The organism is Thermosipho affectus, assembly GCF_001990485.1.
GTDB lineage: Bacteria > Thermotogota > Thermotogae > Thermotogales > Fervidobacteriaceae > Thermosipho > Thermosipho affectus.
Genome location: NZ_LBFC01000002.1, coordinates 28,755 through 42,121, shown reverse-complemented (window position 1 = coordinate 42,121; position 13,367 = coordinate 28,755). Strand labels below are relative to the sequence as shown.

General features: G+C 30.8%; 12 protein-coding genes. 7 read left to right on the top strand and 5 right to left on the bottom strand.

The genetic code is table 11. The features are described from left to right. Positions 1-11 precede the first annotated feature (11 nt). Positions 12-1,157, top strand: a complete 1,146-nt coding sequence (locus XJ44_RS00530; RefSeq protein WP_077197718.1) for a glycosyltransferase — start codon at positions 12-14, stop codon at positions 1,155-1,157. 146 nt (positions 1,158-1,303) lie between these two features. Here XJ44_RS00530 and XJ44_RS00525 read toward each other — a convergent pair whose 3' ends face one another. From XJ44_RS00525 to XJ44_RS00510, 4 genes are all read right to left on the bottom strand, one after another. Further along, positions 1,304-3,001, bottom strand: coding sequence for a carbon starvation CstA family protein (locus XJ44_RS00525; protein ID WP_077197717.1), 1,698 nt, complete (start codon positions 2,999-3,001; stop codon positions 1,304-1,306). Positions 3,002-3,107: 106 nt separating this feature from the next. Beyond that, positions 3,108-3,788, bottom strand: a complete 681-nt coding sequence (locus XJ44_RS00520) for a LytR/AlgR family response regulator transcription factor (protein ID WP_075665136.1) — start codon at positions 3,786-3,788, stop codon at positions 3,108-3,110. A 4-nt stretch (positions 3,789-3,792) separates the two neighbouring features. Further along, the gene (locus tag XJ44_RS00515; RefSeq protein ID WP_158071817.1) at positions 3,793-5,289 is read right to left on the bottom strand and encodes a LytS/YhcK type 5TM receptor domain-containing protein; all 1,497 of its coding nucleotides are present in this window, start codon (positions 5,287-5,289) and stop codon (positions 3,793-3,795) included. 62 nt (positions 5,290-5,351) lie between these two features. Then, positions 5,352-5,639, bottom strand: coding sequence for a hypothetical protein (locus XJ44_RS00510; protein ID WP_143608955.1), 288 nt, complete (start codon positions 5,637-5,639; stop codon positions 5,352-5,354). A gap of 129 nt (positions 5,640-5,768) precedes the next feature. Between XJ44_RS00510 and XJ44_RS00505 the strand changes: the two genes are divergently transcribed. The 5 genes from XJ44_RS00505 to XJ44_RS00485 all read left to right on the top strand — a co-directional run bounded on the left by XJ44_RS00505 (position 5,769) and on the right by XJ44_RS00485 (position 11,869). Beyond that, positions 5,769-6,716: a radical SAM protein gene (locus XJ44_RS00505; protein ID WP_077197714.1), complete on the top strand. Its 948-nt coding sequence runs from the start codon at positions 5,769-5,771 to the stop codon at positions 6,714-6,716. Positions 6,717-6,828: 112 nt separating this feature from the next. Then, positions 6,829-8,421, top strand: coding sequence for a methyl-accepting chemotaxis protein (locus tag XJ44_RS00500; protein ID WP_077197713.1), 1,593 nt, complete (start codon positions 6,829-6,831; stop codon positions 8,419-8,421). Between the two features lie 165 nt (positions 8,422-8,586). Then, positions 8,587-9,921, top strand: a complete 1,335-nt coding sequence (locus XJ44_RS00495; protein ID WP_077197712.1) for a cyclic 2,3-diphosphoglycerate synthase — start codon at positions 8,587-8,589, stop codon at positions 9,919-9,921. Positions 9,922-9,971: 50 nt separating this feature from the next. Beyond that, the gene (argF, locus tag XJ44_RS00490; RefSeq protein WP_075665130.1) at positions 9,972-10,910 is read left to right on the top strand and encodes an ornithine carbamoyltransferase; all 939 of its coding nucleotides are present in this window, start codon (positions 9,972-9,974) and stop codon (positions 10,908-10,910) included. Between the two features lie 173 nt (positions 10,911-11,083). Continuing rightward, entirely contained in the window at positions 11,084-11,869 is a 786-nt protein-coding gene (locus XJ44_RS00485) for a hypothetical protein (RefSeq protein WP_077197711.1), read from the top strand. A gap of 15 nt (positions 11,870-11,884) precedes the next feature. Here the strand turns inward: XJ44_RS00485 and XJ44_RS00480 are convergent, their stop codons facing one another. Beyond that, positions 11,885-12,634: a hypothetical protein gene (locus XJ44_RS00480; protein ID WP_075665128.1), complete on the bottom strand. Its 750-nt coding sequence runs from the start codon at positions 12,632-12,634 to the stop codon at positions 11,885-11,887. Positions 12,635-12,723: 89 nt separating this feature from the next. Here XJ44_RS00480 and XJ44_RS00475 point away from each other — a divergent pair, with 89 nt between their 5' ends. Further along, the gene (locus XJ44_RS00475; RefSeq protein ID WP_255407169.1) at positions 12,724-13,359 is read left to right on the top strand and encodes an N-glycosylase/DNA lyase; all 636 of its coding nucleotides are present in this window, start codon (positions 12,724-12,726) and stop codon (positions 13,357-13,359) included. Positions 13,360-13,367: the final 8 nt, after the last annotated feature.

The following is a 13,367-nucleotide window of genomic DNA, read 5'->3' as shown; positions in this document are numbered from 1 at the left end:
GAAAAATTCATATGATTTATATTATATTTGGTATAGTACTTTCAATTGTAGCAATTTCTTTTTTAGGGTATTCATTTTTTACAAATATCTTTCTTTTTTTAGGAGTGGTTGTTTTTTTTCTTTTGAAAATTTTGTTAAATATAAATAAGTCGAAGAATGTTGCAGAAAATAATCAAGAGGAAAAATTATGCGCAATTGTTTCTGCAAAGGATGAAGTAGAAACAATTAGGAGATCTATAAAAAGTCTTCTCTCTCAAAGTTATAAAAACATTGAAATTGTTCTTGTTGATGATGGATCAACTGATAGTACCTATAAAATAATGTGTGAGTATCAAAAAATATACCCTGATAGAATTCATGTTAAAAGAAATGAAAAAGGTCAAGGAAAATTGAAAAATATTTTAAAAGTAACAGAAGAATTTGACGCAGATATTTATTTTGTTATGGATGCGGATAATATTATTCCAGAGAATTATATAGAATATTATGTAAAAAGGATGAAAGACGTTGATGTAACTGAAAGTACACTTGGATCGTATAACGAGAAAGATTCTTTTTCAGCTTTAATGCATACTATAGAGATACTTCTTTTAAGTTTTTTAAGGTATACTAATATTTTTTCCTCCTTCACTGGAAGAGGAATGTTTATTAGAAAAAAAGTTTTCGAATATATAAAGAATCATTTGAATTATCAAGGTGTTGATGATGGGGCAATGATAAATAGCGCAGTTGATCAAGGAAGATTTAAATTTAAATATTTTTATGGCCCAGTACTTTTAGAATATGCAACAGTAGGTATGAAAGATTTCGTAAAACAAAGATTTAGATGGTATGGTAAAGGAATGGCAGAAGCCGTGGAAAATGGGGCTAAAAGAGTTCTTGTCTCTTTTGGAATAGAAATAGGAGGGATATGGTCAATTGTAATATTACCATTTTTTTCACATTTTAATATACTTTTTTTAGTAGAGTTTTTGTCTGTTTTATCAATACTAGGGATTGAATTGAAAATTTTTTACAAGTTAAAATCAAATATAATAAAAACGATTGCGGGAATTATTTTGATGGTATTTGTTGATGCGGGAATTGTACTAGTTTCTTTTTTACAATTAAAAAAGTTTAAGAAAAAACTAGATTGGTATAAGGTAAAGAAAAATTAAAAAATAATATGTTATTAGCGTCAAAAAAATTAAGAAAAGCTCAAATAAAACATGGCTCCAGCATAATATTGGAGCCATATTTTTTTAGTTAAGTGAATTTTCTTTTTGTTTAACCTGCTAATAAATCCAAAATTGATGAATATTTTTTATTCTATTGTTTCTTCTATTTCAATTTCCCTTGAGTATTTAAACATAGCAATGATTCCTTCGATGATCATCCATATGGCTATAAACAAAGTTATTGATGAAACAAAAACAAGTAACCAATTGTGTTGAGAAATAAATTTTCCAAGATTTTGATATGATGCAGTTAATGTAACGATTAGCATTATTATCATAGGAATAGCAGTAACCCATATGGGTTTTCTTTTTTTGGCAAGATATACAGTGGCAACCAAGAGTGCAAGTCCTGCTAGAAGCTGGTTAAGTGCTCCAAAAACTGGCCAAAGTATTAATGCACCTTTTCCACCAGGACTTACCATACATAGTCCAAAGGCTAATAGTATGACGATGAATGTTGCAATATATCTGTTGTTGAATGGTTTTATTACTTTTCCATTTTTTGTTCTTAAAAGCTCTTGAAGTCCAAATCTTTGTATACGTGTTGCAGAATCAAGTGTTGTGCCTGCAAATGAAACGATAAAGACAGCCATTATTGAACGTGCAAGTTCTAGAGGAACTCCAAATGAATTCATCAAATTTGCAGAACCATCTATAACTGCTTTTAGTTTTGCCGCTAATCCACTAGCGGTGGCCCATGAAGCGTAATGTTGTGTGAATGCTGCTGTGCCTCCACCGTTCATGCCAATCCCCGCTGTTACTGCAACAATTATTAAAGTTGCAAGAGCACCTTCAAGTAACATTCCACCAAAACCTACTGGCAACGCATCTGTTTCCTTTTCAAGTTGTTTTACTGTTGTTCCAGAAGCTGCAAGACTGTGGAACCCACTAATTGCACCACAAGCAATTGTTATAAATAAAGCTGGAAAAATAGATGGAGCATCACTTACATGATGAAATGCCGGGGCAACTACCTTTGGGTGACCAATAAATACACCTAAAAGAAGTAATGCCATTGCTATTAAAAGTTCATGTGAGTTTATGTAATCACGAGGTTGAAGTAACCTATGTACTGGTAAAGTTGACGCAAAGAATACGTAGATGTACAGTATGATGATCCACGTTATTATTGGAGAACCACCAAGTGCTGGAACTTTTATTGGGAAATAAAGTCCAATAAAGATAGTAACGTACATCAAAAATACTGCTATTATCGAGTATATGGTATCGTTTTTATTCTTTTTATACACCATATATCCAAGCCAAATAGCAATAGGTATTTCCATCCAAACTGGAAAGACACTTGCAGGATACATGTTAAATAGTATTCCCATAATTAAACCAAAAATCGCTATTACAATCCAAAGCAAAAATTGGATAAGAAGTAGAAATATTATTCCTACTCTATTAGAGATAACTCCTCTTGTTAATTCACCTAGAGTGCTACCTTTGTTTCTAGCACTTATAGCAAGTGCCATAAAGTCGTGAACTGCACCCATAAAAATTGGTCCGAGTAGAACCCATAAAAATGCAGGAACCCATCCCCAGATAACTCCTATAGCCGGTCCAACAATTGGACCTGTTCCAGCAATTGTTGTGAAATGATGGCCAAGAAGTATGTGCTTTTTGGTTGGTACATAATCTACGCCATCATAAAATTCCTTTGATGGGACAGGGTTTTTGTCGTTTAAGCCCATGAGTTTTTTTGCAATCCATTTACCATAGGTTTGGTATGCAAGTATATATCCAAAGAAAGCTATTAAAACGAGAAATACGGAGTTCATGGTTTAACCACCTCCATTATAAAGTTTTGGTATATCCATTGTAACGTGGATTAATAATATGAAGGAACAACTAGAGCAAAATTTGGAATGAAAAGTTAAATATGAATTATAAGAGGTGCAAATATCGCTTGACAAGTTTAGAATATTTTTTACTAACTGGTATAGTAATTTCACAAGAGTCACCAAGTTTTAAAAGTAAGTTTTTTCTTTCTTTGGTTATTTTTTTTAATTTATTCATGTTTACGATAAAAGATTTGTGAACGCGTAAAAAACTATCTGGGAGCTTTTTTTCCAAGGTTCCAATGTTTAGTTTGTGAATTTTATATTCTTTTTCTAAAGTTATTGCAGTTGCTGTTTTGCCGAAAGATTCAATATATAGAATTTTTTCTATATCTAGAAGTAAGATGCCGTCTTGATCTATAACGGGAAGTTTTTCAAAATGTGGTCTAAATAACTCTAGAATCTTATCAACACACTGTTTAAAGCGTGTTTCAGTAACAGGCTTTACAAGATAATCAATTGCGTTAATTTCAAATGCCTCTGCACCATATTCTGGATATGCAGTAACAAAAACAACTTTTATATCTTTTAAAAAACGCGCAAATTCCAATCCATTTTTTCCATTTAAGTTTATATCTAAGAATAAAATATCCAAGTTGTTTAAGTTTTTAATTTCGTCAATTGATTGGTATTCTCCTATAAGTTCGAATTCATTAATTGACAGTATAAGTTTCTTTAGGTGTTCACGTGATGCAAATTCATCTTCAACTATTGATACTTTTATCATATTTTCACCTCGCAGGTAGATCAAATATTACTTTTAGTCCATTGGAATTCTCAAATAAAAGAGAAGCCTGGTTGTTGTAGATCAGCTTTAAACGTTCGCTAACAAGTTTGAGACCTGTTCCCATTGTAATTTTATCTATACCTGGCCCGTGATCGCGAATTTCAATCCTTATTCGATCTTCGTTGATATGGCATGATATTTCAATTTTTATTTTATTATTTTTCCTTCCATACTTAATTGCATTTTCAATTACAGGTTGAAAAATAAAAGGAGGAATTTTTACATCTATTTTGGGGCAGTTTATTTTGTATTCTAAAATTTCAGGATATCTCATTTTCATTATTCCAAGATAATTTTCTATTGCATTTATTTCGGATTCTAAAGTTGTTAATTTATCTTTCCTCTCATAAATATAACGTAGTAATTCAGAAAGTTTGTCTATACATTCTACGGACTTTTTTGGCTCTACATTTGAAAAATATCTTACTGTACTTAGTGTGTTAAAGAGGAAATGTGGGCTAAGTTTAGAAGTGAATTCACGAAGTTGTGCTTCTTTTGCAAGTTTTGCTTCAATTACGGCTTTTTGAATTGAAAAAACAAGTGATAGTATGTGAACTATTTTTTTTCCAAAGAATATATGAACTTCTTTCATCTTGTCCTTGGAGAAAAAGATTAATGTTCCAGCTGTATCATCTCCAATTGTAATAGGGAAAACTATATACCATGTCCCATTTTTAAAGAATTTCAAAATCTTTTTGCTTTTTATGGATTTTTTGTAATCTATTTCAAGATTTAGATCTTCTGGATATTTCGAGATAATGGAATTTTGCGAGGTTACAAATACGCCGTCTACAGGTGAATTTTGTGCTATTATTTGGCATATTTTTGAGATATTTTGTTCGCTATTTTTTGTATTGATAGTTCCAATTAGCTCTTCAAAAATGGATATAAACCAGTTTGTAGTGATTTTTGACACAAGTTGCATTTGCCATTCGAAATTTTTAAACATAGTAGCAAGTAGTGTAACACCAAATGTATTTACAACAACCATGGGAATAAAGATTTTGTGAGTTATATCTATTGCTAAACTTTCTGGAAATATCATATAACGAGCAATTGCAAGATGAACTGTTTCTGCAAAAGACGCTGTAAAAAAAATTGTAATTATAGAAGGATTACCGTGTGTTAAATAGTGGATAGATGCGGCAATAATTCCAGAAAGAAATGTTCCAATAGCGCAAGGGATTGCTGAGATTCCACCTAGAAAAAGTCGATGTGCAGAAGCTATACCTCCAGCAATAAAAGCAGATGGAAATCCACCAATTAAAGAAGTAAATATCACACCAACATCCCTGTAGTTTATTATTGCCCCTTTGTACCATATTCCTAAATAAGTTCCAATTATTCCAAAAATAGCACCAAGAATTCCTAAAAGTATTGCATTATGCGATTTTATGAGTTTTATAAATAAGCTTCTAGTATTGTATAATGTAAGTATCATGTACATTATGACAATAAGAAGTGATAACCTGGAAAGTAAGTTAATTAGAGCGTTTGTAATGCTCAACAGGGATCACGCTCCATCCCTCTAAAACCAAATTCATCCAAAGGTGCAATATAAGAGTTTTTTGTGGTTTTGAAGATTTTCTTTGCATCGTTTACAAATTTTGGTGTTACTATTATTTCAAGGTAATCCACTTTTTTTGAAAATTCATTGGGATATCCTATTGGTTTTTTGGAAACAAAAACGATAAATTTTTTTGCAAAGCCTAGTTCTTTGTATTTAATGATGCTTTTTACATCAGAGGATGTAAAATGGGTACCATACAATATAGCACAGTCATACATCATCTATCACCAACTTTCATGAATTGTATCGTTAAAATTATATCATAGTTAAACTTTCAAAGTTGTTGAAAAAATTTTTACAAAACTTTTGTGAATAGAGTTATAGTATTCAATAGAAAAGGAGGCGAAAAAGTGGCTAATGTGTTTGGACCTGTTCCATCAAGGAGATTGGGAAACTCATTAGGAGTTAATTTAGTTCCTTTGAAAACGTGCAATTACTCGTGTGTTTATTGTCAATTGGGAAAAACAAATTATTTTACAAACGAAAGAAAGGAATATTATCCTACAGAAAAAATAATAAATGAATTGGAATATGCTATCAAAAATACTACTTTAAATATAGATTATATAACTTTTGTAGGTGATGGTGAACCAACTTTGCATTCGGGAATTGGAAGGATAATCAGATGGATAAAAGAAAAAACAAATTTTAAGGTTGCAGTTATTACAAACGGGTCGTTGTTGTATTTAAATGAAGTATGTAATGATTTGCTATATGCCGATTTGGTTCTTCCTAGTATAGATGCTCCTGATGAAAGAAAGTTCAGGTTAATCAATAGACCAGTCATGAAAATTAGATACGAAGAAATAATAGATGGCTTAAAACTTTTTGCAAGAAATTTTAATGGAAAAATCTGGATTGAAGTCATGTTGATGAAAGATATTAATGATTCCAGAGAAGATATTGATAAAATTTCGAAAATAATAAATTCTATTTTTCCTATACCTGAAAGGGTTTATATAAATGTTCCCATTAGACCGCCGACAGAAAAGTGGGTGACTATACCAGATAAAAGAAGTTTGATGTATGCTCAGGAAAAACTCCCAAATGCTATACCCATTAATTTTAGGGAAGAAGGTAAGTTTGATGTTAATAAGTATACGAATGCATGTGAAGCAATTTTAGATATAACGGAAAAACATCCATTAAGATATGATCAAGCAAAAGAAATAGCAGAATATTTTAAAGAAACAATAGATGAAGTGTTAAAAAAATTACAAAAAGAAGTGAAGTTTGTGGAATATGATAATGAAAGGTATCTAAAAAAATTAAAAAATAAAAATGAGAATACGTTCTAGTAATTAGATAATGAATCATATTATCCATTTGCGATTTAAAAAATAACAAGAAGTGATATAATCGTAAAAGGAAATTAATAAAATGAAATTATTTAAAGAGGAGGTGGGGTATATGAATCTTAAAACAAAGATATTATTATTAGTCTTTTTACCTCTTCTAGTATTATTTGTGATTGGAATGTTTACTGCAAGTATGGTCAGTAGTAGTAACAAAGATGTTTTACAAAAAGTTCAAGAATATGAAAAAGCTACTTACGTACTTGAAAAACTCTCTGATTTTCAAGCAAGTGTTAAAGCGTACCAATACGGTGCAAAAAATTTCGAGGAATTAAACAAACTTTTTGTTGAATTACAAAAAGTTTCTAATGATATACCAATGTTGAAGAAAAATATTGACGCACTTTCAAAGAAATTAAAAGGTATAAAAGATGGCAATAAATACCTTGTTTCTGATGTGGTAAAATTTACCGAAAATGTAAAAAAAGATATACTTTTTAATCTTGAAAAAAAGAAAGATAACTTAAACGAGGCAATAAATTATACAGATTCTATGATAAAGGTTTTACTTGTCTTTTTACCAATAATTATTACGGTAATTTCTGTGTTCTTTGTTTTAATAGTTTCTTCTAAAATTTTCAAAAATATTACATTGTTAGTTACAGTGACTAACTCACTTACGCAGAATGACTTAACAGTTGATATTAATGAAGCTAAAACGAAAGATGAAATGGGAGTTCTTTTAAAATCATTTAAAAAGTTTGTTGATTATCTTAGGGATAATTTAAAGAAAATCCAAAGAAAAACAATTGATATAGTGGAAAACATTGATAAAATTTCTGATTCTACTGTATCACTGGCAAGTCAATCTGATAATATTGTAAAACGTATGGATAACATTTCTGCAAGAATTCAAACGATTTCCGCATCAATACAGGAAACGACAGCTGGTGCAGAGGAAATTAGTGCTGCTACCAAGCATATAGCAGATAGTGCGCAAGATTCCGCAATGTTTGCAGAACAAAGTACAGATCTTGCAAAAGATGCAGCAGATATATTAAAGTCCGTTATTCAAACAACTAAAAAGATAGCAGATTCTACAAAAGATGTAGAAAGAGTGGTTGAAAGTTTTAATAAAGGAGCAGAAGATATAACACAATTTATTGAAACAATTAATGCCATTGCAGAACAGACAAATTTACTAGCACTCAATGCGGCGATAGAAGCTGCACGTGCTGGCGAAGCAGGAAAAGGATTTGCCGTAGTAGCTGATGAAATTAGAAAGCTTGCCGAAGAAAGTAAAGTTGCATCAGAAAAAATAAAAGTCGTTGTTGATGAGATTTCAGGCATTGCAAAAGAAGCACAAAGTGTTTCACAAGAAATAACTATCCAGGTAGATGAAGGAACAAAATTAACTGATGTAGCTGATAAAAAACTTGATGAGATAATAGGAGCAATACAGAAAATAAACGAAATGCTACAGAATATAGCTGCATCTGTTGAAGAACAAACTGCGGCCGTAGATGAGATTTCAACGGCAATGGTTGATAATTCAAAGAGTGTTGAAGAGATAAATTACAATATCGGTGATATTAATGCATCACTTCAAGAAGTGAATGCTAATGTTCAGGAAATAGTAGATGAGGTAGAGGATATTAGAGATGGTACTAACACACTGAAGAATATAGTTTTAAAGTATAAAATATAAAATGAGGGGATATATCCCCTCATTTTTATGCATATTTACGCATACTAAAGCAAAAAAAAGATTTAATGTGATAAGTTTTTATAATTATACAAGAATTTAGTTGATAAATAAGAAGTTTTTAGATATACTTTTAAGTGGTAGAACGTAATTTAAGGAGGTGTTTTCATGGGAAAGAAAAAAGTTATAATAATGGGAGCAGCGGGTCGTGATTTTCATAATTTTAACACTTATTTTAGAAATAACCCAGACTATGAGGTAGTGGCATTTACTGCTACGCAAATTCCAGATATCGAAGGAAGGGTATATCCTGCAGAACTTGCCGGTGAACTTTATCCGAATGGTATTCCAATTGAGCCGGAAGAAAAGTTGGTAGAATTAATTAAGAAATATGACGTGGATGAGGTGATCTTGGCTTACAGTGACCTTCCACATCAATACGTTATGGAAAAAGCAGAAACCGTTCTTTCGGCAGGAGCTGATTTTAAATTAATGGGGCCAAGAAATACAATGGTTGAGTCAACAAAGCCTGTTATTTCAGTTTGCGCAATTAGAACAGGATGTGGAAAGAGTCAAACAACAAGGCGTGTTCTTGATATTTTAAGAGGATTTGGTAAAAAAGTTATTTCTATTAGGCATCCAATGCCATATGGTGACCTTGTTGCTCAAAAGGTGCAAAGATTTGCTGATTACTCTGACTTGGACAAGCACAAATGTACAATTGAAGAAAGAGAAGAATACGAACCACATATTGATAGAAAGAGTGTAATTTACGCAGGGGTGGATTATGAAGCTATTTTAAAAGCAGCTGAAGCAGAAGATCCAGATATTATACTTTGGGATGGAGGAAATAATGACTTTTCATTCTACAAAACGGATTTGTTGATTACGGTTGTTGATCCTCACAGACCAGGTCACGAGGTTTTATACTACCCAGGTATGTCTAATTTGTTGATGGCGGATGTTGTAGTGATTAATAAAGAAGAAACAGCAGATATTGAAGGTATTCAAAAAGTAAGAGAAAATATTGAAAAGTGGAATCCAAATGCGACTGTTGTTGATGCAGCATCTCCAATCTTTGTTGAGAATCCAGAAGCAATTAAAGGTAAAAGGGTGCTTGTAGTAGAAGATGGACCAACCCTAACACACGGTGAAATGAGGTATGGTGCGGGATACGTAGCAGCGAAAAAATTTGGAGCAGCAGAAATAATTGATCCAAGACCATATGCAGTTGGTTCTATAGTTGATACATACAAGAAATATTCTCACCTTGATATGATTCTTCCCGCAATGGGATATGGTGAAAAACAGATGAAGGAATTAGAAGAAACAATAAATAGAGCAGATGCTGATCTCGTAATTATAGGTACACCTATTGATCTTAGAAGAGTAACGAAATTAAATAAACCTGCTGTAAGAGTTACTTATGAATTACAAGAAATTGGAAAACCAACACTTGAAGATATTTTGAAAGAATTTCTCGAGAAAAAAGGTTTGTTATAATAAAAAGCGGGGAGATTCCCCCGCTATCTTTTAGTGGGAGGGATGTACAAATGGGAGTTAATTTAAAAGGTAAATCCCTGTTAACGTTGCTTGATTTTTCTACAGATGAAATCAAATATTTGATTGAAATAGCAAAAACATGTAAAGCGGATAGTAGATCGCAAATTATCCATCAAAGGTTTCGAGGAAAAACACTTGCAATGATTTTTGAAAAAAGATCTACAAGAACAAGAGTTGCTTTTGAAACTGCTTTTGGTGAGGAAGGAGGACATCCATTATTTTTATCTACTCAGGATATTCAATTAGGTGCTAAAGAATCTATTGAAGATACTGCAAGAGTTCTTGGGAGAATGGTTGATGCAATAATGTTTAGAGGATTTAAACAAGAAACAGTTGAAATATTGGCAAAGTATTCTGGTGTCCCTGTATATAATGCATTAACTGATTTGTATCATCCAACTCAAGTTCTTGCCGATTTGATGACAATAGAGGAGAATTTTGGAAAGTTGAGAGGCGTAAAGTTGGTATTTATGGGTGATGGAAGAAATAATATGGCTAATTCTTTGATGATAGGTTCTGCAAAAATGGGTTTACATTATGTGATTTGTTCTCCAAAAGAATTAAGACCAAATGAAGAATTAACTAAAAGATGTTTGGAAATTGCAAAGGAAACAGGTGCAAAAATAGAATTTACAGATAATGTAGATGAAGCAGTGATAGGTGCTGATGTAATATACACAGACGTTTGGGCATCAATGGGTGAAGAGTCAAAAGCAGAAGAAAGAAGAAAGTTACTTATGCCATATCAGGTTAATAAAGAAATTATGAAAAAAACTGGAAAACCTGAAACAATATTTATGCATTGTTTGCCAGCTGTAAAAGGAGAAGAAGTAACTTTTGAGGTTATTGAAGGACTTCAAAGTAAAGTTTGGGATGAAGCTGAAAATAGAAAACATACGATAAAGGCTGTTATGCTTGCTACAATATGAATAAAAAGTCCTCTTGTTGTTTTTAGAATTTAGTGGTGAAACTTTTAAAAAACAAACAGTTAAATAAAGCGTATTTTTCTCCTCAAGCGTATGAGCTTGAGGAGTTTTTAATTTGGATAATTATGCTATAATATTTTTGAAATAAGGAGGTGTGGATTATCTTTAAAGGAATTTTGAAAAAGCTAACGGATATTTTATTAGTCTATGAATCAGATGATTTTGAAATAGTTTCAACTATTTTTTCTGAGGAAAGAGTGAAGAAAATATTTAGTTTGTTTCTTAAACAAAATAGATTTAATTTGTTGGATGGAATGGATAAATTCTTTTTTGAATTTGAAGATGAAATTTTTGAAGTAGATGTGGAAAAAGATGGCTATAAATATATAATTAGTTTTAAAAAGATTAATGATTTAGTTAGTAAGGATTTAAAAGCAAAGATGTTTAATATTTTAGGAAAGATACTTGATAAATTTATTTGTGAATGGTTGGAAAAAGGATTTAATAGAAAAGAAAACTATAGTAATTTAACTGAACTTTTTGTTGAAAATTTTCCAGAGATAGATGGTGCTTTATTCTCCACGAGAGATGGTGATATTTTACGCATAAGAGGTGCATCAGGTTTTGATTATGAGATAATGAAAGATGTTTTTTTTACTTTAGATGAAGTATACTCTGAAAGATTAAAAAGACCAATGATCGTTAAATTAGATGATGTTGCTGAGGAATATTATCTGAATGTAGATAATGAAAGGATGAAAAAAGTAGAATTTTTAATGAAGTACGCACATTTAACTAGAATATTATCGATGTTGTCCATTCCTTTTTATAAAAATAATGAATTATTCGGGTTTATATCTTTATACAACTTTGAAAATGAATTTGCATTTGAAAATGAAAACTATATGTACCTTGCAAATGTACTTTCAAAATTATTTACAGGTGTATTTAACAAAATTTAACCCCATCTAGAGGGGTTAAATTTCTTTTACAATTTCTATGTTATTGAATCTAAATTTTAATATGTTTTTAAGTGCTTCAATATTCGAATCTCCTGTTTCAAATAATACAAGGTAGCTGTTTTGAGATAATCTAACATAAAAATCACTTTTTCTTATTTTTTCATTTATATCTTCTTTTGTTTTTAGCAAAATAGGATAAAACATTGGATTTCGCCTTTTTTTATCTAGAGCAATTAGTTTTATTGCAAGTTCCATAGATATTTCATTTCTTGTTGGTAAATTTGTTATTTCAAAATTATTAGGTAATTTTAGTTGTTGAGTCATTAATAAAATTTGCATTTCACATAGTTTTCTAAAAGGCATTATCCAATCAAAATCTAATCCACTTAGAAGTTCACCGGAGTAAAGCTGGGTGATTTTTTGTAAGACATCATTAGAAGGTTTTTTTTCCATAAGTTTTTGGAATTCAAGATAATCACATTTGAGTTTTCTAGGATTAAGGAATATCATATTTTTTTCTATCTTGAGATCGTCTTTGGTTATGTTTAATCCTTTTCTAATCATATATAAAAGTGTATTTAGGTTTTTTCTCGAGTATATTTTGTCATAACCTTCAAAAAATAAGTCTAGGATTTCATTTACAAATATTTTCCTTTTGACGTTTAAAATTAAATAGTATAGTATGTATTCGGCTTTTTTGCTGTTTAAAAGTATTTTTTCATCTTTTAGATAAATACCATATTTTCCGAACATTTTAATGTACATTTAATCCCCCCTATATTCCTTTTGATTATATTTTATCATATTGTGGAGATAATTTTATTATGATTTTTTTAAATTTTTAAAAGTTTTTAATTGAAAAAAGAGGTGAAATAGTGATTTTAGAGATAAAACAAATAAAAAGTGAAGCCGAAGAAATGGTAAATGAAAGATGGAATGAATTTTTAGAACTTAGGAAAAATGGTAGTGAAATAGATCTTTTTTCTGAATTATCTTTTTGTGTTTTAACTGCAAATTGGTCTGCAAAAGGTGGAATGATTGCGCAAGAGAAAATTGGTGAGGGATTTTATACATTTTCTCTAGAAGAATTAGAGATATCTTTAATGAAGGTCGGGCATAGGTTTCCAAGGGCAAGGGCAAGGTATATATATGAAAATAGATGGATTGTTGGAAATTTAAGAAACTTGTTGAGTTTACCCGTTGAAGAAGCAAGGGAGTTTTTGGTAAAAAATGTTAAAGGAATTTCATGGAAAGAATCTTCGCATTTTTTGAGAAATGTAGCTTTTTGTGAAGTTGCAATTTTAGATAAACATGTTTTGAGGTTGTTAAATAAGTATGGTTATATTGATATTATACCCAAAAATTGGAGTAAAAGAAGATATCTTGAAATTGAAAAAGTTTTTAAAGCTCTTGCAGATGAATTTGGAGAATGTCCAGGGAAATTTGATATGTATTTATGGTATTATTTAAAGGGAAAAGTCGAAAAATAGGAGGGATT